This is a genomic window from Nostoc sp. DedQUE07, from assembly GCF_034530975.2.
GTDB lineage: Bacteria > Cyanobacteriota > Cyanobacteriia > Cyanobacteriales > Nostocaceae > Nostoc.
Map to the genome: position 1 here is coordinate 43,230 of NZ_JAVRCC020000029.1, position 26,647 is coordinate 69,876.

At 43.2% G+C, this 26,647-nt stretch carries 16 protein-coding genes, 1 pseudogene and 1 riboswitch; of the genes and pseudogenes, 9 read left to right on the forward strand and 8 right to left on the reverse strand.

Annotation, left to right across the window (positions count from 1 at the left end):
* Window positions 1-13: 13 nt before the first annotated feature.
* The 7 genes and pseudogenes from arsC to RMZ95_RS21265 all read right to left on the reverse strand — a co-directional run.
* Complete coding sequence (gene arsC / locus RMZ95_RS21235; RefSeq protein ID WP_322671460.1) at window positions 14-424, reverse strand: arsenate reductase, glutathione/glutaredoxin type; 411 nt, start codon at window positions 422-424, stop codon at window positions 14-16.
* A gap of 31 nt (window positions 425-455) precedes the next feature.
* Window positions 456-1,520 carry an ACR3 family arsenite efflux transporter gene (gene arsB / locus RMZ95_RS21240; protein ID WP_322685968.1) on the reverse strand — a complete coding sequence of 355 codons (1,065 nt, stop codon included), beginning with the start codon at window positions 1,518-1,520 and terminating at the stop codon, window positions 456-458.
* Window positions 1,521-1,715: 195 nt separating this feature from the next.
* Window positions 1,716-2,042, reverse strand: coding sequence for a metalloregulator ArsR/SmtB family transcription factor (locus tag RMZ95_RS21245; protein ID WP_322685969.1), 327 nt, complete (start codon window positions 2,040-2,042; stop codon window positions 1,716-1,718).
* 81 nt (window positions 2,043-2,123) lie between these two features.
* Window positions 2,124-2,828, reverse strand: a complete 705-nt coding sequence (locus tag RMZ95_RS21250) for a precorrin-2 C(20)-methyltransferase (RefSeq protein WP_322685981.1) — start codon at window positions 2,826-2,828, stop codon at window positions 2,124-2,126.
* 2 nt (window positions 2,829-2,830) lie between these two features.
* Entirely contained in the window at window positions 2,831-3,457 is a 627-nt protein-coding gene (locus RMZ95_RS21255; protein WP_322685970.1) for a precorrin-8X methylmutase, read from the reverse strand.
* Window positions 3,458-3,505: 48 nt separating this feature from the next.
* Window positions 3,506-5,137: a precorrin-3B synthase gene (cobG, locus tag RMZ95_RS21260; protein ID WP_409883379.1), complete on the reverse strand. Its 1,632-nt coding sequence runs from the start codon at window positions 5,135-5,137 to the stop codon at window positions 3,506-3,508.
* Window positions 5,126-5,235: riboswitch (cobalamin riboswitch) on the reverse strand. It overlaps the preceding gene by 12 nt.
* 199 nt (window positions 5,236-5,434) lie before the next feature.
* A pseudogene (locus RMZ95_RS21265) lies at window positions 5,435-5,728 on the reverse strand (nitrilotriacetate monooxygenase); the annotation flags it as partial.
* Window positions 5,729-6,120: 392 nt separating this feature from the next.
* Between RMZ95_RS21265 and RMZ95_RS21270 the strand changes: the two are divergent.
* The 7 genes from RMZ95_RS21270 to RMZ95_RS21300 all read left to right on the forward strand — a co-directional run bounded on the left by RMZ95_RS21270 (window position 6,121) and on the right by RMZ95_RS21300 (window position 19,824).
* Window positions 6,121-6,501 carry a hypothetical protein gene (locus tag RMZ95_RS21270; RefSeq protein ID WP_322685971.1) on the forward strand — a complete coding sequence of 127 codons (381 nt, stop codon included), beginning with the start codon at window positions 6,121-6,123 and terminating at the stop codon, window positions 6,499-6,501.
* Between the two features lie 7 nt (window positions 6,502-6,508).
* The gene (locus RMZ95_RS21275) at window positions 6,509-7,429 is read left to right on the forward strand and encodes a hypothetical protein (protein WP_322685972.1); all 921 of its coding nucleotides are present in this window, start codon (window positions 6,509-6,511) and stop codon (window positions 7,427-7,429) included.
* Between the two features lie 127 nt (window positions 7,430-7,556).
* Window positions 7,557-12,233: an eIF2A-related protein gene (locus RMZ95_RS21280; protein WP_409883358.1), complete on the forward strand. Its 4,677-nt coding sequence runs from the start codon at window positions 7,557-7,559 to the stop codon at window positions 12,231-12,233.
* A gap of 717 nt (window positions 12,234-12,950) precedes the next feature.
* Window positions 12,951-14,693 (forward strand): Mu transposase C-terminal domain-containing protein, encoded by a 1,743-nt coding sequence (locus RMZ95_RS21285; RefSeq protein ID WP_322685974.1) that lies wholly within the window; start codon window positions 12,951-12,953, stop codon window positions 14,691-14,693.
* Window positions 14,694-14,702: 9 nt separating this feature from the next.
* Window positions 14,703-15,542: a TniB family NTP-binding protein gene (locus RMZ95_RS21290; RefSeq protein WP_322685975.1), complete on the forward strand. Its 840-nt coding sequence runs from the start codon at window positions 14,703-14,705 to the stop codon at window positions 15,540-15,542.
* A 1-nt stretch (window position 15,543) separates the two neighbouring features.
* Window positions 15,544-16,065 carry a TniQ family protein gene (locus RMZ95_RS21295; RefSeq protein WP_322685976.1) on the forward strand — a complete coding sequence of 174 codons (522 nt, stop codon included), beginning with the start codon at window positions 15,544-15,546 and terminating at the stop codon, window positions 16,063-16,065.
* 240 nt (window positions 16,066-16,305) lie between these two features.
* Window positions 16,306-19,824: a helicase-related protein gene (locus RMZ95_RS21300; RefSeq protein WP_322685977.1), complete on the forward strand. Its 3,519-nt coding sequence runs from the start codon at window positions 16,306-16,308 to the stop codon at window positions 19,822-19,824.
* Window positions 19,825-19,953: 129 nt separating this feature from the next.
* Here RMZ95_RS21300 and RMZ95_RS21305 read toward each other — a convergent pair whose 3' ends face one another.
* Window positions 19,954-20,301 carry a helix-turn-helix transcriptional regulator gene (locus RMZ95_RS21305; protein WP_322685978.1) on the reverse strand — a complete coding sequence of 116 codons (348 nt, stop codon included), beginning with the start codon at window positions 20,299-20,301 and terminating at the stop codon, window positions 19,954-19,956.
* A 280-nt stretch (window positions 20,302-20,581) separates the two neighbouring features.
* Here RMZ95_RS21305 and RMZ95_RS21310 point away from each other — a divergent pair, with 280 nt between their 5' ends.
* Both RMZ95_RS21310 and RMZ95_RS21315 read left to right on the forward strand, forming a co-directional pair.
* On the forward strand, window positions 20,582-23,386 hold the full coding sequence (locus RMZ95_RS21310; RefSeq protein WP_322685979.1) for a DUF1156 domain-containing protein: 2,805 nt from the start codon (window positions 20,582-20,584) through the stop codon (window positions 23,384-23,386).
* 127 nt (window positions 23,387-23,513) lie between these two features.
* Window positions 23,514-26,647 (forward strand): Swt1 family HEPN domain-containing protein (locus tag RMZ95_RS21315; RefSeq protein WP_409883362.1); only part of this gene is annotated, 3,134 nt, incomplete at its 3' end.

The window sequence follows — 26,647 nt, forward strand, 5'->3', positions numbered from 1 at the left end:
CTTGTAATGCTTATCAAGCAGGTGTAATTTCTTGATTTACAGACTCAATTAATTGAGTGACCCGTTCTTTGATTTCATCGCGGACTCTCGGAAAAATTTCTGGTTGTTCTGCTGGATCGTCTAACTGCCAATCTTCAAATACTTCTCGCACAACCCACTCAGGCGGTAAATTTACGCCACAGCCACACAAAGAAATCACGATATCAAAGTCTTGTGCTTGGAAATCACTCAGGGGTTTGGAGTGTTGATCGGTAATGTCGATACCAATTTCTTTCATGGTTGCGATCGCTTCTGGTCTAACCTGACTTGCTTCCAACCCAGAGCTAATCACTGCAATCTTTCCTTTACCAAGAGTTTTAGCAAAACCTTCCGCCATTTGGGAACGGGCAGAATTCTTTTTGCAGACAAACATCACACGTTTCATGGTTCAACTCCTTTGAATAATTTGCCTAAATTTAAAAGGTTCTCGATTCAGATGGCGAAAAATAACGTTTTTCTAACCAGAAAGCCACATTAACCAGACCAATCAATACAGGCACTTCCACCAGAGGCCCGACGACGGCGGCAAAAGCAACACCCGAATTAATGCCAAATACTGCGATCGCCACTGCGATTGCAAGTTCAAAATTATTTCCTGCCGATGTAAAGGCGACGCTTGCGGCTCTAGAATAGTCTGTTTTAACGCGCCAAGCCATGTAAAAGCTGACCAAAAACATGATGAAGAAGTAGACGATCAAGGGAATTGCAATCTTCACCACATCGAAGGGGATCTGAACAATCAAATTCCCTTTCAAGCTGAACATAACGACGATTGTAAATAATAAAGCAATCAGTGTAATGGGGCTGATTCTAGGCACAAATTCCTCGTGATACCACTGTTTACTTTTCACTTTTACTAAGAAGTAACGAGTGAAAAATCCAGCTAAAAAGGGAATACCGAGATAGATAAACACACTTTTAGCAATCTCAGCAATGCTGACATTAACAACACTGCCTTGTAAACCAAACAGTGGCGGCAGTACAGTAATGAAAAACCAAGCATAAGGACTATAAAAGATGACTTGAAAGATGCTGTTAAAGGCAACCAAGCCAGCCGTATATTCTGTATTGCCTCGTGCCAAGTCACTCCACACAACTACCATTGCAATACACCGGGCTAATCCAATCAAAATCAATCCCGTCATGTATTCTGGGTAATTATGTAAGAAGATAGCTGCCAGAGCAAACATCAAAATTGGCCCAACGATCCAATTTTGAATTAGTGAAACACCAAGAATTTTTCCGTTGCGAAATACATCCCCTAATTCTTCATACCGCACCTTGGCTAAGGGCGGATACATCATCAGAATTAACCCGATGGCGATCGCTATATTGGTTGCTCCCAGCTGAAACTGGTTGATAAAGGCTTCTACTCCAGGAAAGAAATAGCCTAGACCTACACCGATCGCCATTGCTAAAAAAATCCACAAGGTTAGGAAACGGTCAATAAAAGAGAGGCGTTTTGAAGTATTTTTGTTCATTACAATTAACCCCATACATGAATGCAGGAGCTTCGAGCAGGAATTTCAGATTATTCAATCCAACATCCAAAATTGAAAATCTAAAATTCGTGAGTTATATCAAGAGTATATCTCCATCATTTCAAAAAAAATTGATTTGTCAATGCCTATAAAACTAAAATTAAACGAAATATTACAAAAAAAATTGATGAATATTTAAGGATCGCAGGGGGGACGAATAGGTAATATGGGGCTAAAGCGGCGGAATTCTGCTAAATACTGCTCTAAGACAGCAAACTGCGGTAGATTGAGGCTGTAGTAAATCCAGCGCCCTTCTTGACGAGCGCGAACTAAACCCGCTTCTTTCAAGGTTTTGAGGTGAAAAGACAGTTTAGATTGAGTAGTTCCCAGGTGTTCACACAGGTCACAGACGCATAGTTCTTGAGAGCGCAGCAGTTCTAATACCTGAATCCGTAGGGGGTCAGACAGGGCATGAAAGCCAGCAGCGATCGTATCAGGAGTGAAGGTGCTATTAGAAGCCATCAAGTTTTCTTGAAGTATTTATTTATGGTAAAGTCTCAATCATCAGTTAAACAATACCTTAACTAAAAAGAAAAGGTCAGTCTATAGTCGATTCTTGGTGGGAATCACAATCATTGAGAAATAGGGTACTTCGGCTGGATCGACTTCATCTAGAGGGATGATGCGTTGCTGTGATGTTGATGCCCGCTCAATATATCTTGCTCGTGACGCTAGCCCTAATTTATGCAGGATATCTCGTACTTTGGTAAAGTGACGACCTAGTTTCATAATTGCGGCGGCGTCAGTCATCAGCAGATGTGTAGTCAGTTCTTCTGCTGGTAACGGGGCGGGTAAGACTGTGAGAATATCATTGTAGTAGGTGAAAGGTACACCCAAGGCTACCGGACAAGTCATCAGCGAGGAAACTCCGGGGACAACTTCTGTTTCGTATTGGTCGCATAACCGCGTGAACAGGTACATAAATGAACCATAGAAAAATGGATCGCCCTCACATAACACTACGACATCTCGACCTGCTGCTAAATGGTCGGCAATTGGTTCAATTTCCTGGTCATAAATAGATTTTGCCTTTTCTGGTTCCAAAGCGCGGGGGAGGTGAAATAGTACCTCGATTTGATTGCCAGGAAGATACTGCGCCACGATCGCTCTAGCGATACTTTCTTTATCTGTGGCTGATTGATAAGCTACTACAGGAGCCGCACGTAATAACCGCAGCGCTTTCAGAGTTAATAATTCGGGATCGCCCGGGCCGACACCAATTCCATAAAGACGACCTTTAGGTTGCATATTCATTCTTCCTCCGTTGCCAGGGCGTTAACTGCTGCTGCCGCGATCGCACTTCCACCGCGCCGACCGTGTAAGGTTAAAAATGGTACATTTCTGCTATCTGCTGCCAGTGCGGCTTTTGATTCCGCTGCACCGACAAAGCCCACTGGAAAACCCAAGATAATCGCAGGTTTGGGCGCTCCTTCATCGAGCATTTCTAACAGCCTAAACAGGGCTGTGGGCGCATTGCCAATTGCAATTACTGAGCCTTCTAGGTGCGATCGCCATAATTCAAGAGCTGCCGCCGACCTTGTATTACCCATACGCTGGGCAAGTTCTGGCACTTCTGGCTCGTTGAGGGTACAGATAACTTGATTGTTTGCAGACAACCGCCGTCTGGTAATACCATCGGCAACCATCCGACAATCGCACAGAATTGGCGCTCCTGCTGCCAGTGCTGCCCTTGCGGATTGCACTGCTGTTGGTGAATATCCTAAGTCAGTGACAATATCCGTCATTCCACAGGCATGAATGAGACGTACAGCAACTTTTGCTACATCTGGTGGCAGCACATCTAGGTTTGCTTCTGACCGGATGATTGCAAAGGAATTACGGTAAATTTCGTTGGCATCTCGGATATAGTCGGGCATTCAATTTGGGATTTTAAATTTGGGATTGATATATAAAAATCAAAAGGCTTAGATTGCCGATTTCTCTAAAAAGTTGGGAATCTTTTTGTTCGCAATTGATTGAGGGATTATATTAAATAACTGCTGTAATTGTGCTATCGGATATCCATTAGCAAATTGCCCGAAGGACTCATCAGAATTTAGGCGTTGAATTTTATATACATATAGCATCCGCTCTATTAATGCAGGTAGTTCGGCAAAAGTTACATATTGATATAGTTCGCGTCCGAATTTCTGCTTGCTGTCACCAACATAAACGTGATAGCCTTCCACAGTTTCATTGTCAGCATTGAAGCTGACACCGAGGAGAGTAATATCACTTTTGCTGTGCTGGGCACAAGATTTTTCGCAGCCAGTGAAGTGAATATTAACTGGGTAATCGAGAGTAACGCGAGTTTTAAGATACTCTGCCAATGCCAACGCATGACTTTTAGTGTCAGTGGCAGAAGCGGCGCAACCTTTTTTTCCCGAACAGGCAACTAATCCACCTTTGATATTGGTTGCAGAAGAATCTAATCCTAATAAAGCAATTTCACGTTGGACATCAGCAACCCATTGCTGAGGAATATCTGTCAGGAGCAAATTTTGCCAAGGGGTTAGCCTGAAAGTTCCACTACCGTATTTTGCTGCTAAATCTGCTAAACCCCGCATCTGTATACTTTCCAATCGGCCAAGGGGTAAGACAACACCAATGTAAAATAAGCCTTGCTGACGTTGGGGATGGATGCCAATATGCTGATACTTAGCATCTGACCTCTCCCCCAACCCCTCTCCTGTGAGGAGAGGGGAGAATTCCTCCCCCTTCCCGCGTCGGGAAGGGGGTTGGGGGGTTAGGTCTTTTCCGATTTCACTGTACAAAAGAGAAAAAGGTAAACGCTGCTCAACTTCTTGGAGATAATTTTCACAGCCCAAAGTATTCAATAACTCTCTTAGACGTAACCGCCGCTTACTCGTAGTATGACTATAAGCTAGATAGACATCCGCCAAAGCTGCTAAGACGGGCAAACATTTTTCTGGTGGTAGCAAAATTCCCGTATCGCTGGGGGGTTGACTTTTCTCGCCGACACTGAGATGCAGGCGAAAGTAAACATTATCGTTAAGTAAGACAGCTACAAAGGCGATATCATTCAAGCGATCGCACACCCGAATTATCCCACCACCATCAAAGCAAACGCTAAATTTGGCCGAAAGTCCCGAAAGTGCCGGATGTGCTGCAATATAATCATCCCAACCTTGAACAAAAGGGCGAGTGTCGATTAATTCTTTGGGATCGATACCAGCAGTTGGACTGGTCATAATATTGCGGATTTGGTCTACAACAGTATTGTCAGAACCCAATCCCATATTTTGTAGGTATTTCAGAACCTCAGCATTTATCCCCGTGCGGATTTCACGGACTTGTAGGTTAGCTCGATTAGTCACATCTAGATAGCCACCACCGTACTGTTCTGCTATATCTGCGATCGCACGGCATTGCTGACTACTAATAATTCCACCTGGTATTCTAACGCGAGATAATATACCATCTGCGGCGGGAGTAGCATAAAACAAGCCAGGACAAGTGGCAAATCTAGAAACCAAACTTATAACTCCTTCCCCGTGCAACGCAGGGAGTAGACGGTGGGTGTGTCTTGAGGACATCCTGAGAGTTGGCATTCTGACTTGGGTCATCCCATCACAGCTGCGGCACAGTCCCGGAATTTCACCGGAGTTTCCCAACTCCCAGCTTTAGTAATTTAGATTTTGTTTAGGCTATAGATTTAAACCAGACATCATCCAAATAATTATTTTACATTACTATTGCGATAAATTTTACCTGAGCTTATCCACTGCCGATCGAAAGATATAGTTCTTGAAGCTAATCTATAAATTTAATTTAGTCATGGCTCAGGCAGGAATGCTTGAGCCTTTTTGGTGCAAAACTTGCTTTAGAAAAAGTTAGGCGATCGCCGCTTCACGAGTAGCAACTTTGCTAAACTGATTTACTGGACGAGGTAAACCAAGATTTTCGCGCAAGGTTCCTGCTTCATACTCTGTACGGAACAGACCGCGACGTTGCAATTCAGGAATTACCAAGTCTACAAACTCATCCAATCCTCCAGGCAACCAGGGCGGCATAATATTAAAGCCATCTGCCCCGCCATTGACAAACCAATCTTCTAGCTGGTCGGCAATTTGTTCTGGTGTGCCTAGAATCTGACGATGCCCACGCGCTCCAGCTATCCATAAATACTGTACATTCACAAATTAGATGTCATAGTCTAACAAATTAATGTCGCTAATTTTATCCTGCAAAACCCTCGCATTACAAGGTTTTTATTCATTTATATGATTAACCAAAAGTGACTAGAGATTTTCAATGTTTTCACAAATTGAGGTCGCAAAACCAAAAGTTTCACATTTTAATGGTCGTTTATTTTTTCTCTGAGAAAGCCTGCTATTAAAAGACTTCACAAATTAGATGTCGCATTCTTGATAGCGGCAATGTGTTTATTTATGTAAGGGGTAAAACCTGAGTAATAGTGGTATGGACTGCATCAGTGTTGAAAAATTAACTGCGCTAGTCTGTTTCAGTGTATAACTAAAAAAATTAGCTATTAATCTTACATAATGAGGTTTCAGTTGTGACGTTTGAACCTGACGACATTCTGGAGACTGGCCGTTCGATTCGTCCTTTTCTTCCAGAACTTTTAGGAAATGATGCGGTTCAAGTAGACAAACAATTGGCTGAACTATTAGCACAAGCTAAAGCTGGACAGGAAGTCGATAAGCAGATTTTAGAAATCTTGAAAAGTCAGCCAGACACTCGCAATTGGATAGCGGAGTTTCTTAGTGAGAAGCAGGTATCAAAAGGTTTTGAGCCACTTCCAGGTAAAGGTCAAGCAATATCTGCTCAAAAATATATATGTCCTCAAGGAGACTACGTTTGGTATCGCCGCATTGTCGGAGCGACAATACCAATCTGTCCTACTCATAATGTCGTGCTAATACCTGCTGCTCAGTAATAAATATATGCCAACCAAATTTTTAGAAAGTCTGGGTGGAAAACTTGCAGAAAACTGGGCTGCAAATATACTGACACCAGCTTTTGTCTTTTGGATGGGGGGACTATTAGCTTGGGTCTTGCGTTTTGGTCGAAAACCTTTGGAAGATTGGCTCAAACAGCAACCAGAATCTTTGCTAATTGCTGTTATGGTAACAGGTTTGCTCATGATTGCTGTCTCAGCTTTTGTGGTTCAAAAGTTTGATTTATCTGTTTTAAGATTCTTAGAAGGCTATTGGTCTCGCTGGTTACAACCTTTACGACGCTGGATGATACAGCAACAAGAGCATGACTTTAAACGAAAAGATAAGCGTTGGCAAACTCTGGCTGATAAAAAAGATAAACAAGTTATAACTAACGAGGAATTAGAGGAATATGTGACGCTAGATGGACAGCTTATGGAGTTTCCATCTCAATTTAATAGGTTAATGCCTACAAAGTTAGGCAATATCCTTAGAGCAGCTGAAAACCGTCCTCATGATAAGTATGGCTTGGATGCTGTAATTTGCTGGTCTCGCCTCTGGTTAGTATTACCAGATGGAGTGAAGAAAGAATTACAGGAAGCACGGTCAAGCCTGAACACAGCAGCCCGTTTTTGGCTCTGGAGTTTGCTGTTTATTGTATGGACTGTTTGGGCTTGGTGGGCTGTTCCTACTGCGTTACTGGGCTTAATATTTGCTTACTACTGGACAGTTGATGCGGCAGGTGTCTACTGTAGCTTGTTGGAATCTGCTTTTGATTTGTATCGCTTAGAACTTTATAAATCTCTTCGCTGGCCAATACCTATCAATCCTAAGCAAGAACAAGAGTCTGGTAAGCAATTGACAATCTATTTGTTGCGAGGGTCTGATCAGGACAGACCAATATTTACACCATTAAAGGACAAGTGACTGTCACAAAGGGGAATATTTAGTAAAAAAATTTACTTGGTTATTGTCTTGGAAAAGATGAGTAGAATTAAACGCTAGTTAATATATCAATGAATTTTCCAGAATTTCTATAAAAAGTCGCATATTAATGAGTAAAGATGCTTTAGTAGTTGGCATTAATAAGTACAATTTTTCAGGATTGTCAGCGTTACGATCGCCTGCTAACGATGCAGAAGCGATCGCCAAGCGACTCAGTGAAGCTGGAAATTTTCATGTCAAGCGATTGCCAGGATTCCTAGATCCGTTTGAAGATGATGCACCACGGATAGCACAAAATCAGGAAGTCAAGCTAGCAGATTTAAAGGATGTTTTAGAAGAGCTATTTTATCCTGAAGGTAGGAGCATCCCGGATACAGCCCTGTTCTATTTCTCAGGCCATGGTCTTCGCACAGGTCGGCGCATTAAAGAAGGTTTTCTAGCTACCAGTGATACCGATTGTGATGGGAACTGGGGACTGCAATTAAAGTGGCTGCGTGAGTTATTGCAAGAAAGCCCAGTACGGCAGCAAATTATCTGGTTGGACTGTTGTTACAGTGGGGAACTACTCAATTTTACAGAAGCCGATCCAGGCGATCGCGGAAATACACGCGATCGCTGTTTTATTGCCGCTTGCAGAGAATTTGAGCTAGCCCATGAAAACGTGAGTGGAGCCAGCAGCGTACTCACTAGCGCGATTTTGCGCGGATTTGACTCGGCTGATGTATCTAACCAATGGGTGACAAACGAAACACTAGTAACATTCTTGCGGCAGGAATTAGAAACAGCACCCCAAAAATTCATCTCTAACAATTTGGGGTGTATTAATCTCTTTTTTAGGAAAGAAACAACAAATAAACAACCTGTTCAATCTACTGTACAAACTCCGAGTCAACCAAATCAGACAGATAAATTAGCAGAGCAATTACGGGCTTGGTTCACTGCCCTACGTTATGGCTTTGAAAAAGGTGAAATTAGCAATGAAAATTATTTTGAGTGGATTATTAATGTCAATAACCCTATAGAGAAAAAGGGGTATAACCGAGTTTTGGTGCGCGGCATTACAGGAGAAGCCGGAATGGCAGATGTTGCTGCCTTGCGACAGTCAGTAAATGCTCGAAAAACAGATATAGGTTGGCTAATCACCAATCGCCGTGTCAGTCGCGCTGCTAAAGATGAGGTGAGCAAGCAAGAAAATCAAAATTTATTTTGCTACACCCTTGATGAGTTGCTGGATAGGGATGCCGATTTTAATGTCTACCTCAACTGGTTAGAAAATGAAATCAAGGAACGGGGAATTGACCGCACTTATGTACCCTTAGCTTGTACCAAAGAGGAATTTGATCCCAAATCAAAGCAGAAAATGGGTATTAGCCGTTACGCTCAAGCTGATGGTTGGATTGATGGTTATGTTGAACGTTGGCTTGACGACCCTGCCAAAGAACACCTTTCCATTTTGGGTGAATTTGGCACTGGCAAAACCTGGTTTGGATTGCATTATGCCTGGGCTGCCCTGCAACGCTATCGGGATGCTCAACGCCGGGGAGTAGAACGCCCACGTCTACCATTAGTCATTCCTTTACGGGACTATGCCAAAGCAGTCAGTGTGGAATCGCTATTTTCAGAATTCTTTTTTCGCAAGCATGAAATCCCACTGCCTGGTTATTCTGCCTTTGAGCAACTCAACCGCATGGGTAAGGTACTGTTGATTTTTGATGGCTTTGATGAAATGGCAGCTAGAGTCAATCGCCAAGAGATGATCAACAACTTCTGGGAACTAGCCAAAGTAGTAGTACCAGGGGCAAAGGTAATTCTCACCTGTCGCACCGAACATTTCCCCGAAGCAAAAGAAGGAAGGGCTTTGCTAAGTGCAGAGTTGCAAGCTTCTACTATTGACTTGCCTCTAGAGACACCGCGCTTTGAAGTGCTGGAATTAGAAAAATTTGATGATGAGCAAATTCGGCAGGTACTAGCGTTTCGTTCTGAACCAGAGACAGTAGAACGGATAATGAATAATTCGACATTGCGGGATTTGGCACGTCGTCCGGTAATGACGGAACTAATTATAGAAGCTTTGCCAGAGATTGAGGCGGGCAAGCCAGTTGATATATCACGGGTATATTTATATGCTGTGCGGCACAAGATGGAGAGAGATATCAAAACCAAGCGTACCTTTACCTCATTGGCAGATAAGCTCTATTTTTTGTGTGAGTTGTCCTGGGAAATGCTCTCAACAGACCAGATGAGCATGAACTACAAAGAATTCCCCGACCGAATTCGGCGTTTATTTCCCGCTGTAGTCCAAGAAGAAAAAGATTTAGACCACTGGCATTACGACATGATGGGGCAAACAATGCTAATTCGTAATGCAGAAGGAGACTACAGTCCTGCCCATCGTTCGTTATTGGAATTTTTTGCTGCCTATAAGCTGGTGGCAGAGTTAGGCGTTTTAGCCCCCGACTTCACAGAACTGGCTCAAGCACAATCTTGTTTAAACAAGACTGTTCCACCACGGGATTACACTTGGTCAGAATACTTTCAGCGACAGTGTAGGGAAAATGGGCAACCGCTCCCCATAGCGCCACTGAAGTCATTTACCAATACGTCTCTGGAGATGTTATATAACTATTTAGGTACAACTCCCTTGGCAAAAGCTGTGCTGGATTTAGCTGTGCCAATGTTAGACGAGCAAGTATTTCAACAATGCTTGCTCGCATTAATTGAGTCAACCCGTGGCAAAACCCAGACTCAGGTGGGTTATATGGGTGGCAACTTGGTGAAATTACTACTGGGAGCAAATCTTTACGGACTAGAAAAATCTGACCTCAGCCACACTGTTATTAAAGATGTAAACTTTGCTAATGCCAGCCTGCGATGGATAAATTTGATGGGAGCGGATCTCACAAATTCTGTCTTTGCACCAGTTCTAGGAACGATCTTGTCTGTAGCATTCAGTCCAGATGTCCAAAAAAAATTAGTGATTGGAGATAGTAAGGGGATTGTACAGGTTTGGGAAGCATCTTCTGGCAGAGTTTTATTATTCCTTCAGGGGCATGAAGATGGGGTCAAATCAGTGGCATTTTCCCCAGACGGTCAGCGCATCATCAGTGGCAGTGATGATAAGACATTAAGGCTGTGGGATTTAAATGGTCAATCCATTGGTCAACCCTTTGTCGGGCATGAAGATGGGGTCAAATCAGTGGCATTTTCCCCAGACGGTCAGCGCATCATCAGTGGCAGTGATGATAAGACATTAAGGCTGTGGGATTTAAATGGTCAATCCATTGGTCAACCCTTTGTCGGGCATGAAGATGGGGTCAAATCAGTGGCATTTTCCCCAGACGGTCAGCGCATCATCAGTGGCAGTGATGATAAGACATTAAGGCTGTGGGATTTAAATGGTCAATCCATTGGTCAACCCTTTGTCGGGCATGAAGATGGGGTCAAATCAGTGGCATTTTCCCCAGACGGTCAGCGCATCATCAGTGGCAGTGATGATAAGACATTAAGGCTGTGGGATTTAAATGGTCAATCCATCGAAAAATTCTTTGTTGGGCATTATTCTAATGTCATATTAGTGGCGTTTTCCCCTGACGGCCAGTGCATTGTCAGTGGCAGTTGGGACATGGTGCATATTTGGGATGTGAATGGTCAACCCATTGAACAATTCTTTGTTACGGATAAAGATAGGATCAGTTCAGTGGCGTTTTCCCTGGACGGTGAACTTATTGTCACTGGCAGTAATAATAATACAATGCAACTATGGGATTTGAACGGTCAGCCCATTGGTCAGCCCTTTGTTAGCAATGATTCTGGGGTATATTCAGTGGCATTTTCCCCTGACAGTCAGCGCATTGTCAGTGGCAGTTGGGACAAGACAGTACGATTGTGGGATGTGAATAATGGTCAAACCGTTGGTCAACCCTTTATTGGGCATGAAAATGGAGTTATATCAGTGGCGTTTTCCCCTGACGGTCAGCGCATTGTCAGTGGCAGTTGGGACAAGACAGTACGATTGTGGGATGTGAATAATGGTCAAACCGTTGGTCAACCCTTTATTGGGCATGAAAATGGAGTTATATCAGTGGCGTTTTCCCCCGACGGTCAGCGCATTGTCAGTGGCAGTTGGGACAAGACAGTACGATTGTGGGATGTGAATGGTCAACCCATTGGTCAACCCTTGAAGGGACATGAAGATGCAGTCAGTTCAGTAGAGTTTTCCTCAAATGGTCAACTAATTATCAGTAGTAGTCTTGACAAAACGGTACGGCTGTGGAATATAAATGGTCACCCCATTGATCAATCCTTGATGGGGCATGAGGATAAAGTTTGGAAAGTGAAGTTTTCCCCTGATGGTCAACTCATTGTTAGTGGTAGTGATGACAAGACCTTAAGGTTGTGGGATGTAAATGGTCAACCTATTGGTAAACCCTTTGTCGGCCATGAAAGTGGAGTTAGAGCAGTAACGTTTTCCCCTGATGGTCAACTCATTGTCAGTGGTAGTTTTGACAACACAGTGCGGCTGTGGGATATGAATGGTCAACCCATTGGTCAACCCTTTGTTGGGCATGAAGATGGAGTCATGTCATTAGAATTTTCCCCCGACGGTCGACTCATAGTCAGTGGTAGTATTGACGAAACCATCCGAATTTGGGATGCAAGCACTGGCAAATGTATAAAAGTCATCAACTGCAAAATCTTTGCTGGGCTGAATATTACAGGTGTAAGAGGACTAACGTCTGCACAGCGCATAGCATTAAAACTAATGGGAGCGATTGATAATTCATGAGTCGAGATGCTTTAGTAGTTGGCATTAATACTTATAATTTTCCGCAATTGCCCCGCTTGCGATGCTTAAAATGCAAAAGGTATTGCTTAACGGCTGAGTGAAGGTGATAATTTTCGAGTTTGGCGTATCGTAATTAATCTTTATCTGTTTTTTGGCTGACAGAAGCTTCTGATAGCAATTTTCATTTGAATGAGGTACACGGGTAGGGGCACACAGCTAGCTGTTGTGTATCCTTGCTATGTTCATCTGTGGTTAATTATTCCTTTCTGTACCTTACCCATGCAAAAACTGCTATAAACCAGTTTCGATAGATTAATTTACACACAATAAGTTTTACTTTGCACACTATATGTTAATTTAACAATATTAGTGGAATGCATTTAGTAATCAAAATTGACTCAATACCTCTGGCTACAATCTCCAATCTCAGATAGTAGTTAATACCTTGCCTAATTAAGCAAAACTTGCAAAATAAATTTTTAATAAAAAACTATGGTTTCTCAACTTCATAAACAAAATGATTCTTCGTTTGCGAACTATAGCAACTCTTCCTAGTTTGTTGACTTTGCTTTATTGGATATAAATATTGCTGATATAACTTTTTCAGTTATCGGAAAACCTTATTTAACTATAGTTATAGATATTTATGCTCAGTGTTGTATGGCATAAGCTAGATATTTAACTCCACTTTGTTATTCTTACATTGTTCAGTTAATAATGTATCAGAAATTAAATAATTCTTGTCTTTCAACCGAAGATGATGCTGTTGAATTACAACAGCATCAAGATTCTACAAAACCTCATAAACTGCCGTCAGAAGAGTTAATCACAGAGCAGGTAAAGCTGAGAATGGAGGTAATTCAAAGCCTCACAGAGCCATGTGATCGCAAAACCTACAGCACTAAAAAGATAGAAGCTGCCCAAAAACTGGGTGTATCAATTCGTCAAGTAGAACGTTTACTTCAAAAATGGCGAGAACAAGGGTTAGTGGGACTGACTACAACACGCTCAGATAAGGGGAAGTATCGTCTTGAGCAGGAGTGGATAGATTTCATCATTAATACTTATAAAGAGGGTAATGAAGGTAGCAAGCGGATGACCCGGAATCAGGTGTTTCTGAAGGTCAAAGGTAGAGCTAAACAACTTAGCCTTAACAAAAGTGAACACCCTAGCCACCAATCGGTTTATCGAATTCTTGACGAACATATTGAGCAGAAAGAGAGAAAGGAGAAAGCAAGAAGCCCTGGCTATTTAGGAGAGCGATTGACGCACATGACCCGCGATGGGCGAGAGTTGGAGGTAGAGGGTAGCAATGATGTTTGGCAATGCGATCATACTCGTTTAGATGTAAGGCTTGTGGATGAGTATGGAGTGTTAGATCGTCCTTGGCTGACAATTGTTATCGACTCCTACTCCCGTTGCTTAGTGGGGTTTTATGTGGGATTTGATCACCCTAGCTCCCAAATAGATGCTCTAGCTCTACGTCATGCTATTTTGCCCAAGTCTTACGGTTCCGAGTACCAATTACGCAATGAATGGCAAGCTTACGGAAAACCTAATTACTTCTATACCGATGGTGGAAAAGATTTTACTTCCATCCACACTACAGAACAAGTTGCAGTAGAAATAGGTTTTAATTGTGCTTTGAGAAGACGACCATCTGATGACGGAATTGTGGAGCGTTTTTTTAAAACACTTAATTTACAAGTGCTAAATACCCTTCCTGGATATACGGGTTCAAACGTGCAGGAAAGACCAGAAAATGTGGATAAAGATGCTTGCTTAACTCTTAAGGATTTAGAGCTATTGTTAGTACGCTTCATCGTAGATGAATATAACCCGCACACAGATGCCAGGATGAAAGGCCAGTCTCGAATTGGGCGATGGGAGGCTGGATTAATGACAGACCCATATCTTTATGATCAATTGGACTTGGCAATTTGTTTAATGAAGCAAGAACGGCGTAAAGTCCAAAAATATGGCTGTATTCAATTTGAAAACTTGACCTATCGGGCGGAGCATTTGAGAGGCCGAGACGCAGAAATTGTGGCATTTCGATACGACCCGGCTGATATAACTACGCTTCTTGTATACAAGATTAATGCAGACGGAACAGAAGATTTTCTTGATTATGCTCACGCGCAATGTTTAGAGACTGAACGCTTGTCTTTACGTGAACTAAAAGCAATTAATAAGCGGCTAAAAGAAGCAAGTCAAGAAATCAATAATGATTCAATTTTAGAGGCAATGATAGACCGTCAAGCTTTTGTGGAGGAAACGGTAAAACGAAACCGCAAACAGCGCCGACAAGCAGCAAATGAGCAAGTAAACCCTGTAGAGCAAGTGGCTAAGAAATTTGCTACCCCGGAACAAAAAGAAGCCGAACCTGAAAGCGAAGCAGATACAGAGTTACCCAAATATGAAGTTCGCTATATGGATGAACTCTTTGAAGAAGATTAGGTATAAAAAATGACTAATGCAATGTCGCTTGCCAAGCAATTTGGTGTGATTCAGGAACTTACGCCAGAAATCCAAGCTGAAATTGAACGTTTAAGCCGTCAACCTTACTTAGAACTCGACCAAGTAAAACGTTGTCATGCTTGGATGTATGAGTTAGTAATCTCTAGAATGACTGGTTTATTGCTAGGAGAATCACGCTGCGGAAAAACGGTCACTTGCAAAGCTTTTGCAAATCTTTATAACAAATTACGGCAGACAAAGGGTCAGCGCATGAAGCCTGTAGTTTATATTCAAGTTGGCAAAAATTGTGGCTCCAGAGATTTTTTTATGAAAATCCTTAAAGCTTTAAATAAACCCTCCAATGGAACTATTTCTGACCTGCGAGAACGAACACTGGATAGCCTCGCAATACATCAGGTTGAGATGCTTATTATTGATGAGGCTAATCACCTTAAGTTCGAGACGTTCTCAGATGTACGGCATATTTATGATGATGATGAGTTAAAGATTTCAGTTCTTCTTGTTGGTACTACAAGTCGTCTTCTAGCAATAGTTAAGCGCGATGAACAAGTTGTTAATCGTTTTCTAGAACAGTTTGAGTTAGACAGATTAGAAGATACTCAATTTAAGCAAATGATTCAGATATGGGAACGAGATGTTCTCAGATTGCCAGAAGAATCAAAATTGGCAAGTGGAGATAACCTCAAGCTTTTGAAGCAGGCAACTAAGAAATTAATTGGTAGGTTGGATATGATTCTTCGTAAAGCTGCTATTCGCTCATTACTGAGAGGACAGAAAAAAGTCGATAAAGATGTTTTAAAAGAAGTAATTGCAGCATCGAAATTGTGATATGGAAGAAAATATAGATGAAAAAAGACAAATTTGGTTAACCAGAGTTGAGCCTTTTGATGGAGAAAGTATCAGCCATTTTTTAGGTAGATTTCGACGAGAAAAAGGGAATAAGTTTTCTGCCCCTAGCGGATTAGGTGATGTTGCAGGGCTTGGGGTCGTTTTAGCACGTTGGGAAAAGTTTTACTTCAATCCCTTCCCAACTCATCAGGAGTTAGACGCGCTAGCAACTGTGGTTGAGCTTGATGCCGAAAGACTACGACAGATGTTGCCTCCAGAAGGTGTGGGAATGAAGCACAGCCCAATTCGCTTGTGTGGAGCCTGCTATGCTCAGTCAGTTTGCCATAAAATCGAGTGGCAATTTAAAAAGACGGTGGGGTGCGATCGCCATCAGTTACGCTTGTTATCAAAATGCCCTGTCTGTGAAAAACCCTTTCCAATTCCGGCTTTATGGATAGACGGACAATGCCAGCGATGTTTTACATCTTTTGCAGAAATGGCAGAATATCAAAAGCATTACTGACTAAGAAAACTTGTCTTAACACTTTGACAATACAGTACCTCAAGCCTAGTTATCAGATTGCGATCGCTTAAAATCAGCTTTTCAATTAAGCAACGTCAAGCTACCACAGCCAAAAACAGTAAATATACTAGCTACTAACCAGCTTAGTGTCTCTTATGGTCATAAGGAGACAATGTCCGGCCAAAAAACATTGGTATCTACATTGCTACTGACATCAGCCAAAAGGGAAAACACCGCAATATGGTTAGACTTGAGGATTTAACAAAAGGCACGCAAGTACAAGGTATCCTGCCAAACAGTATTGTCGCCATCGTTGATGCTCAGTGGCATGGCTCTGATGTTGTGGAATTAACATACAAAGATGCTAGCGGCACGCTAGGGAATGAGTTAGTCTTTCGAGACAGAGAACCTACCCTAGAAATAATCACCTCTGGTGGTGCTTGGAGTTTTACTGCTAATGGAGCTAATTTTCGTCTGGCATCAGAAGCGCACCGCATCCGTCTAGCTTATCTCTTCGACCCCTTGCTAGCCGTTCACACCTCTCTAGTCGAACCCTTACCCCACCAAATCACTGCCGTTTACGGGGAAATGTTGACTCGACAACCTCTGCGTTTTCTCTTAGCAGATGACCCAGGTGCAGGTAAAACTATTATGGCGGGGTTGCTGATGCGGGAATTGCTCATCCGAGGTGATTTGCATCGTTGCCTTGTGATTTGTCCCGGCAGTTTAGCCCCACAGTGGCAAGATGAATTGTCGCAAAAGTTTCATTTACGCTTTGAAATTCTCACCAACGATCGCATTGAATCAGCAGTGACTGGAAATGCTTTTGCTGAAATGCCGTTGGTGATTGTGCGACTGGACAAACTCAGCCGCAATCAAGACTTACAAGCAAAGCTAGCGCAGACAGACTGGGATTTAGTTGTTTGTGATGAAGCTCATAAAATGTCAGCTTCATTTTTTGGTGGTGAAATTAAAGAGACGAAACGCTACAAACTTGGTAAGTTACTCTCAACTTTAACTAGGCATTTTTTATTAATGTCAGCGACACCACATAACGGCAAAGAGGAAGACTTCCAGTTGTTTATGGCGTTATTGGATGGAGACAGATTTGAAGGACGCTTCCGCGATGGTGTTCACGTAGCCGATACTTCCGACTTGATGCGGCGATTGGTTAAAGAAGATTTGCTGAAGTTTGATGGAAAACCGCTATTTCCAGAACGCCAAGCTAGCACTATAGAATATGAACTATCGGATTTAGAAGCGGTACTGTATAAGCGAGTCACTGAGTACGTCCGCGAGGAATTTAATCGTGCCGATGCTTTAGAAAATGAAGGACGCAAAGGTAATGTTGGCTTTGCTTTAACTATTTTGCAACGTCGGCTTGCTTCTTCCCCAGAAGCTATATATCAATCGCTGCTACGCCGTCGGGAAAGGTTGCAAAAACGGCTGAGGCAAGAAGAAGTTTTGAGGCGGGGAAGTAATGCAACCATCATTGAATTTAAGCAGGTTCTGGATCTGGAAGACTTAGAAGATGATTTAGAGGATATTCCTGGTGAAGAACGAGAAGCAACAGAACAGGAAGTAGTTGATCTAGCTACAGCATCACGGACGATCGCAGAATTACAAACAGAAATTAAACTTTTAGAAGAATTAGAGCAACTAGCACTGCGGGTGCGACGTAGTGGGAAAGATAAAAAATGGGAAGAACTCTCGAATCTGTTGCAAAATGATGCGGAAATGTTCAACGCTCAAGGACATCGGCGCAAACTCCTGATTTTTACCGAGTACCGGGACACATTAAATTATTTGACAGATCGGATTCGGACGCTAATTGGACGTAATGAAGCTGTGGTAAATATACATGGCGCAATGGGGCGCGAAGAACGCCGCAAAATGCAGGAGGCGTTTACCCAAGATATCGAAGTACAAGTCTTAATAGCTACGGATGCTGCGGGTGAAGGGATTAACTTGCAAAGGGCGCATCTGATGGTTAATTACGATTTACCTTGGAATCCTAACCGCCTAGAACAGCGTTTCGGACGAATTCACCGGATTGGGCAGACGGAGGTTTGTCACTTATGGAATTTAGTGGCGAAAGGCACTCGTGAAGGCGATGTGTATTTAGCACTATTGAAAAAGATAGAGGCAGAGCAGAAGGCACTGGGAGGTAAAGTATTTGATGTATTGGGGAAAGCGATCGCAGGGACGGAATTACGAGAGTTATTGATTGAAGCAATTCGCTATGGCGATCAACCAGAGGTGCGAGACAGACTCAACCAAATCGTACATGATAAACTCGACCAACAGCGACTACGCGAACTTTTAGAAGAACGGGCTTTGGCACGGGATTCGATGGATATCGCCAAAGTGCAGCAAATTCGGGAAGAAATGGAAAGGGCAGAAGCGCGACGGTTGCAACCTCATTTTATTGCTTCTTTCTTCCTAGAAGCATTTACCCAATTAGGTGGAACATTGCGTCAACGAGAACCCCAGCGTTACGAAATCAGTCATGTTCCGGCAGTTATTCGCAATCGAGGGCGGCAAATTGGCGTAGGTGAACCGTTGCTGCTACGCTACGAACGCATCTGCTTTGAAAAAGATTTAATCAGCATTTCTGGTAAACCCCTAGCTGCCTTCATCTGTTCTGGACATTCTCTACTGGATGCCACGATTGACCTGACTTTGGAACGACACCGGGATTTGTTGAAACAAGGCACTATATTAATCGATGAAAATGATTCCAGCGACGGAACCCGCGCCTTAGTTTATTTAGAACATTCCATACAAGACGCGCGGACAAATCTAAATGGCTCTAGGCGTTTAGTATCGCGGCGGATGCAATATGTAGAAATCAATCCAGAAGGCAATACTTACAATGCAGGTTACGCACCTTACCTCAACTACCGTCCGCTAACAGACGAGGAAAAGGGTGTTGTGGAAAAAGTTTTAGAAGAATCTTGGTTGCGAGAAGATTTAGAAGCAAAAGCCAAGAGTTATGCGATCGCTCACCTTGTTCCCCAACATCTTCAAGAACTCAAGCAGCGCAAAGAGGAACTTATTGCTAAAACGATGACAGCAGTAAAAGATAGATTAACCAAGGAGATTAATTACTGGGATCATCGGGCTGAAGAACTGAAAATGCAAGAGGAAGCTGGCAAGCCTAATGCCAAAATTAACTCTGGTAAAGCACGTCAGCGAGCTGATGATTTGCAAGCACGGTTAATGCAACGCTTAGAGGAATTAGAGCAAGAACGTAGATTATCGCCATTACCGCCTGTGGTAGTTGGGGGCGCGTTGGTAGTTTCAGTAGGCTTACTGCAACGAATGCAAGGCAAACAACAGGCAACAACAGCGATATTTGCCAGGGCGACAGAACGGGTAGAACAGGCAGCAATGACGGCTGTGATGGAAGTAGAACGCAATTTAGGGTACGAACCAACAGATGTGAGTAACCAGAAGTGCGGCTATGATATTGAGTCACGCATCCCTAAAACAGGGCAGTTGCGGTTTATTGAAGTCAAGGGAAGAATTGCAACTGGACAGACAGTGACAGTAACCAAGAATGAAATTATCACTGCCTTAAATAAACCTGAGAACTTTATTTTGGCACTGGTGAAAGTGCCTCCAGCAGATGTAATTGATAGTAATTGTTCAATTCGCTATGTGCAGCAACCTTTTCATAAGGAGCCAGATTTCGCAGTAACGAGTGTAAATTACAATTTACAAGAATTGTGGCAGATGGGGACAGCACCGCAATAATTGGAGATTTTAGAGAATTGATCTGCGATCGCAATTTTGTCAGAGTATTCGCTCTTAAGTCTGCCTACTTTATTGGATAGCTAGTTATCCAAGTAAAAAGGGATGCTTTTGGTGAGAGCAATTACAGGACTAAACTAACTCCTTAGCAGAAATCCTCAGAGGCTCGACTTTGTGCGATCGCTTTCCTTTGGGTGCTACAAAGCGAATCTCGACATCGTAACCTGCACTCCTAGCAAGTTTTGCTAGAGTTTCAATTTTAGGAACCTGTTTTCCAGATTCAATACGAGCTAGCTGTGGCTGTTTAATGCCAACCAACTTTGCAAAATCCCGTTGATTTAAGCCGCTAGCCTTCCTTAAAGCAATAACTTGTTTTGCACACTGGAATTCAGATTCCAAGGCATCGTATTCAGCCTTTACCTTTGGATCTGCTAAAACCTCATCACGGATAGAATCCCAATAAATTGTGTTAGAAGTCATCGTTTTTTACTTGGCTAAAGATAATGTGTAATTGTTTAATTACTAAAACTATATATTTTTAGGCGTTTCTAAGTAATTTCTCTAGGCACATACCTAAAATTAGTGACTATAATTGCCGACGAAGCTCTGTAGCTCGGTTAAGTAAGCAGTAATCAATAAAGGCGTAATTAGCCTACTAAATTATTTCATGCAATGATTCCGTAAGTCCACTCATTCGGAATATTTTGCGCTGCTTGCTGGTAGAAATACAGACTTCAATTATACAAGTCTGGCAAAATGAATGACCTACCGCAAGAAGCTAATCGAAGTCGCGTTACCACTGGAAGCAATTAACAAAGAATCTGCTAGAGAAAAATCAATTAGGCATGGACACCCTTCTACGCTACATTTGTGGTGGGCGCGGCGGCCACTAGCAACTTGTCGGGCAGTTTTGTTTTCGTCTTTGGTAGATGATCCCTCAAGTCATCCTGATAAATTTCCCACAAAAGAGGCGCAGGATACAGAGAGGAAACGCCTGTTTGAAATTATTGAGCAATTAGTGAAGTGGGAAAATATCAATAATCAGGAAGTTTTAGACGCAGCTAAAGCAGAAATTCTCAACTCAACAAATAACAATCCACCACCTATTTTAGACCCCTTTTCTGGTGGAGGTTCCATACCCCTAGAAGCTCAAAGATTGGGGTTGGAAGCTTACGGTAGTGACCTCAATCCAGTTGCTGTTTTGATTACCAAAGCTTTAATTGAAATTCCACCAAAGTTTGCAAATCAACCTCCCGTTAACCCTGATTCTCGCACAAATTCTCTAACTACTAAAAAATGGTTTGGGGCGCAGGGATTGGCTGAAGATGTGCGCTATTACGGTCAATGGATGCGGGACGAGGCTTTTAAGCGAATTGGGCATTTTTACCCAAAGATAAATTTATCGCAGGAATTTGGCGGCGGTGAGGCTACAGTTATTGCTTGGTTGTGGGCAAGAACAGTGAAATGTCCTAACCCTGCTTGTGGTGCAAAAATGCCGTTGGTGCGATCGTTTGCACTTTCGATGAAGAAAGGAAAAGAAGCTTCGGTAGAACCAATTATTAATAGCGGACAGCAACAGCCTGTTGTGAGTTTTCAGGTAAATATCGGCCAAGGTAAGCCACCAGAGGGAACAGTTAGCCGCAAGGGAGCCATTTGTATTTGTTGTAATACGCCTGTAACTTTAGAATACATTCGTAATGAAGGGAAAGCCGGACAGATAGGTGCTCAATTGATGGCTATTGTGGCAGAAGGTGAGCGTGGGCGTGTGTATTTATCGCCTACTCAAGAACATGAGGAAATTGCTGCAACGGCTCAACCTGAATGGAAACCTGACACAGATTTGCCAGAACAAGCGCTTGGATTTCGCGTACAAAATTACGGAATTACTAAACACGCAGATTTATTTACATTGCGTCAGCTTTTAGCCTTAAGCATTTTAAGCGATTTGGTAAAGGAAGCAAGAGAAAAGGTACTTATCGACGCTATCAGTGCTGACATACCAGACGATGATTCACCACTTTGTGACAATGGGGCAGGTGTCACTGCTTATGCTGATGCCATAGCGACTTATTTAGCATTCACAGCCGATAAACTTGCTGACCGCAATTCTACTATTGCTACTTGGGCAAGTAATCGTGAACATGCGAGAAACACTTTTACAAGGCAAGCTATTTCAATGACATGGGACTTTGCAGAAAGTAATCCCTTCTCTGATTCAAGTGGTAACTATTTTGGTGGTGTTGAATCAATTTATAGTGTTCTCAGTCACCTTTCACACAGTGAAAATGGAAATACGAAACAACGGGATGCAACTAAAATAATTAATGGTTTAAGCAGTGCGCTTATTTCCACTGATCCACCTTATTATGATGCAGTGCCATATGCTGATCTATCAGATTTCTTTTATGTGTGGTTGCGTCGTTCTATAGGTGATATTTTTCCCAAACTTTTCACCACTTTACTCGTTCCAAAGAGTGAAGAACTTGTTGCAGAGCCTTTCCGTCACGGAGGGAAAGTAAAAGCGCAAAAATTTTTTGAACAAGGTTTAAGTAAAGTTTTTACCTTAGCACGGAAAGTCGCTCATTCTGACTATCCTTTTACTGTCTACTATGCCTTTAAACAAACAGAAAATGACGATGATGAAGATAATGTAAGTAATCAAGGAAAATTTGCTTCTACTGGCTGGGAAACAATGTTAGAAGCCTTAATTAAAGCAGATTTTACAATTACTGGAACCTTGCCAATGCGTACTGAACTTGCAAGACGTATGCGAGGGCAAAATAGCAACGCCCTTGCCTCATCCATCGTTCTTGTCTGTCGCCCCCGACCAATTGATGCCCCATCGACTACCCGCCGCCAATTTGTAAATACACTCAAACGCGAATTACCCGACGCATTGCAAAAACTGCAAGAAGCTAATATTGCTCCGGTAGACTTGGCACAAGCCAGCATCGGCCCTGGTATGGCAATTTACTCGCGCTACAGTAAAGTCTTAGAATCAGACGGCATACCCATGCCCGTTCGCACCGCTCTGCAACTAATTAACCAAACATTAGACGAATTCCTCGCCGAACAAGAAGGAGAATTTGACGCTGAAACTCGCTTTGCTTTGATTTGGTATGAACAGCATACCTTTACTGAAGGGTTATTTGGCGATGCTGAAACCCTCTCTAAAGCTAAGAATACAGCAGTACAAGGCTTGGTAGACGCTGGCATCCTCACTGCCAAAGCAGGTAAAGTGCGACTATTGCGCCGCGACGAATTACCTAAAAATTGGAACCCCCAAACCGATAACCGCCTCACGGTCTGGGAAGCGACACAACACATGATTCGGGAATTGCAAGACGGTGCTGGAAATCAAGGTGCTGCAAATTTGCTATCTCAACTGGGAACCATAGGAGAAGCAGCAAGGGAATTAGCTTATCGGCTGTATAACATTTGCGACAGAAAAGGCTGGGCTGCTGAAGGTGTCGCTTACAACAGCTTAGTGATTTCCTGGCCAGAAATATCTCGCCTCGCTGCTGAAACCGAAGAATCGACTCCCTTACAAATGGCTTTACTTTAATTACTTTCGACTCTCGTTATTAGCCTCAGCCTATTAACACATTCTGGGTGGCTCTAACGCCCAGAGTAGATGTAGCGATCGTGAGGCAGCAGCCCTGAGTTAAAAGAAAAACTAGTATAAAAAATCTATGTCCGTAAGTAACCGCGAACGAGTTGGCAGGGTGCTAGACCTTTTGAGAGAAGGCTTATATCCTTTTGTGGAAAGGGAAATGCGTTCCATTTATGGTGATAAGTGGGTAGTTGCCGCTACGCCTTTTGTTCCAGAAGACCACAGCCTAAGACGTAATGTCCAGCAAATTCTCAAGCAGGACGAATCAGCACTGCTGAAACTCATGTCTAATCAGTGGCGTGAGGTGTTCAAAAAGACTCTGGGCAATGCAGAAAGAAGCTTGGTTGGAGAATTAATTGACACCCGCAACTCTTGGGCGCACAACAAGCCACTCTCTACAGATGATGCCTATCGCGCTCTTGATAGCGTATCGCGGTTACTTTCTGCTTTTTCCGCACCAGAAGCAGATGAAGTTGATAAACAAAAACAAGAACTTTTGCGGTTGCGCTTTACAGAACAAGCCCGTCGTGAAACTCGTCGTGCTACTCTCCAACCTCTAGAAGGCAATCCGGTAGGCGGTTTAAAACCCTGGCGAGAAATTGTTACACCTCACCCAGATGTTGCCTCTGGTAGCTACCAACAAGCAGAATTTGCTGCCGACCTTTGGCAAGTTTATTTAGATGAAGGTTCCGACGAATACCGCATACCTACAGAGTTTTTTAGTCGTACTTTTCTCACCGAAGGGCTAAAGCAACTGCTCACAAATGCCTTGCTACGTCTTGCTAGCAATCAAGGCGACCCCGTTATCGAACTCCAAACCAACTTTGGTGGCGGCAAAACCCACGCGATGCTGGCACTATACCACCTGTTTATGGGAGTTCCCGCATCCAAGTTACCCGGATTGGAACCAGTGCTGGAAGCAGCAAGTGTTTTACCTCCGCCAAAAGTTAACACAGCAGTGCTGGTAGGAAATAAAATTTCTCCTGGTCAGCCTCAACATAAAAAAGATGGCACAATTGTCCGAACACTCTGGGGCGAATTAGCTTGGCAACTGGGCGGTAGGGAAGCCTACGAAATGATTCGAGAAGCAGATGAAACTTCAACGAACCCTGGCGATCCTCTCCGGCAGCTGTTTAACCGCTATGCACCCTGCCTGATTTTAATTGATGAATGGGTAGCTTATGCGCGACAGCTTCACGAAGTAAACGACCTTCCGGGGGGCAGTTTTGACACTCACTTTACCTTTGCCCAGACTTTGAGTGAGTCGGCAAAAAACGCTAACCAAACGCTGTTGGTTGTGAGTATCCCTGCATCTGATAATGAGATTGGAGGCGATCGCGGTAAAGCAGCCTTAAGTAGACTCAAAAATGCTATTGGCAGAGTCGAATCTCCTTGGCGACCAGCAACTGCCGATGAAAGCTTTGAAATTGTGCGGCGGCGGCTGTTTCAACCCATCACGGAAGAAAGTGGCTTTATTGCCCGTGATGCCATCATCCGTGCCTTTGCAGAAATGTACCAAAACCAATCTCAGGAGTTTCCTAGTGAGTGCCGGGAAGGTAGTTACAAACGACGGCTAGAAAATGCCTATCCTATCCATCCAGAACTGTTTGACCGACTTTATAATGACTGGTCAACTCTCGATAAATTCCAACGCACGCGGGGTGTGCTGCGACTAATGGCAAAGGTCATTCATTCACTTTGGGAAGGACAGGACAAGAGTTTGTTAATCATGCCTGCCAGCGTACCAATGGATGACGGACAGGTACAAACAGAATTGACTCGTTACCTGGAAGATAACTGGGTGCCAGTGATTGAAAAAGATGTAGATGGATATAATTCTCTACCATTGGCGTGCGATCGCCAAAACCCGAATTTAGGACGTTACTCTGCCTGTCGCCGCGTTGCTCGGACGATTTACCTTGGTTCTGCTCCCACTCTAAGAGCAGCCAATCGCGGTGTAGAAGATCATCGGATCAAGTTAGGGTGTGTTCAACCAGGGGAAAGTGCAGCAACTTTTGGCGATGCTTTGCGCCGACTTACCGACCAGTCCACACATCTTTATGTCGATAACACTCGTTACTGGTTCTCAACTCAGCCTAGCGTCACCAGACTTGCCCAAGACCGAGCCGAGCAAATCCAACAGGATCAGGATAAAGTTTGGGATGAAATCATTCTCCGATTAAAGGCTGACAAGCAGCGCGGTGAGTTTGCTGGAGTACATATCGCTCCCGACTCCTCGGCAGATGTTCCTGATGAAATGGCCGTAAGGCTGGTTGTCATGGGGCCACAACATCCCCATAAAAATAAGGAAAGCGAAACCCAAGCCCGCACTAGAGCCGAAGAAATACTGAACCAAAAGGGAGCCAGTCCTCGGTACTGCAAGAATATGTTGCTGTTCCTAGCACCAGACAAGGCAAAACTGGAGCTATTAGAACAATCTGTTTGCCAGTACCTCGCCTGGAATTCGATTATTCGGGATAAAGAAGCCTTAAACTTAGATGTTTTTCAAAGCAATCAGGCGACGACTAAACAACAGCAAACTGACAAAGATGTAAAAAGTTTAATTCAGGAAGCTTACATCTGGTTGTTAGTGCCAATGCAACCCGACCCCCAAGGAGAGATTGAATGGCAAGAAATCCGATTGCAAAAGCAAGACTCTCCTATTCTGCAAGCAAGTCGCAAAGCAGTTCATGAAGAACATTTGATTGCTAACTATGCCGCCAGTCGCCTGCGCCTAGAAGCCCTCGATCCTTATCTCTGGCGCGATGTAAACCACCTCGACCTTAAGAAGTTATGGGAGTACTTAGCGTACTACCTTTACCTGCCACGCATCAAAAATCAACAAGTGCTATTACAAGCGATCGCAGAAGGAGTTGCAGCGTTACTGTGGAATGAAAACTTTGCTTATGCCACAGGCTGGGATGAATCCAAAGGACGTTATCTTGGTTTGAAAGCAGCTGAACACATTACCGTAACCCTTAGCAGTCAAAGTCTGATAGTTAAGCCAGAAGTAGCGCAACGCCAGTTTGAGGCAGATACTGCTGCTAAACCTGTAACTCCACCAGTATTTAAAGAAAAAACAGGAAGCTACAAGACTGAAAAAGAAAAAACTATTGACACTGTAATAACAGAAAATGGCTCCTCTGATAGCCAAGTAACTGTCATAGTTCCACCAAAACGTTTCTATGGTTCAGTCAAATTGGACGCATTACG

Bases quoted from the DNA above. Each gene is read 5' to 3' on its own strand.
- arsC (WP_322671460.1), bottom strand. From the start codon at position 424: ATGAAACGTGTGATGTTTGTCTGCAAAAAGAATTCTGCCCGTTCCCAA.
- arsB (WP_322685968.1), bottom strand. From the start codon at position 1,520: ATGAACAAAAATACTTCAAAACGCCTCTCTTTTATTGACCGTTTCCTA.
- RMZ95_RS21245 (WP_322685969.1), bottom strand. From the start codon at position 2,042: ATGGCTTCTAATAGCACCTTCACTCCTGATACGATCGCTGCTGGCTTT.
- RMZ95_RS21250 (WP_322685981.1), bottom strand. From the start codon at position 2,828: ATGCAACCTAAAGGTCGTCTTTATGGAATTGGTGTCGGCCCGGGCGAT.
- RMZ95_RS21255 (WP_322685970.1), bottom strand. From the start codon at position 3,457: ATGCCCGACTATATCCGAGATGCCAACGAAATTTACCGTAATTCCTTT.
- cobG (WP_409883379.1), bottom strand. From the start codon at position 5,137: ATGTCCTCAAGACACACCCACCGTCTACTCCCTGCGTTGCACGGGGAA.
- RMZ95_RS21275 (WP_322685972.1), top strand. From the start codon at position 6,509: ATGCCAACCAAATTTTTAGAAAGTCTGGGTGGAAAACTTGCAGAAAAC.
- RMZ95_RS21280 (WP_409883358.1), top strand. From the start codon at position 7,557: ATGAGTAAAGATGCTTTAGTAGTTGGCATTAATAAGTACAATTTTTCA.
- RMZ95_RS21285 (WP_322685974.1), top strand. From the start codon at position 12,951: ATGTATCAGAAATTAAATAATTCTTGTCTTTCAACCGAAGATGATGCT.
- RMZ95_RS21290 (WP_322685975.1), top strand. From the start codon at position 14,703: ATGACTAATGCAATGTCGCTTGCCAAGCAATTTGGTGTGATTCAGGAA.
- RMZ95_RS21295 (WP_322685976.1), top strand. From the start codon at position 15,544: ATGGAAGAAAATATAGATGAAAAAAGACAAATTTGGTTAACCAGAGTT.
- RMZ95_RS21300 (WP_322685977.1), top strand. From the start codon at position 16,306: ATGGTTAGACTTGAGGATTTAACAAAAGGCACGCAAGTACAAGGTATC.
- RMZ95_RS21305 (WP_322685978.1), bottom strand. From the start codon at position 20,301: ATGACTTCTAACACAATTTATTGGGATTCTATCCGTGATGAGGTTTTA.
- RMZ95_RS21310 (WP_322685979.1), top strand. From the start codon at position 20,582: ATGACCTACCGCAAGAAGCTAATCGAAGTCGCGTTACCACTGGAAGCA.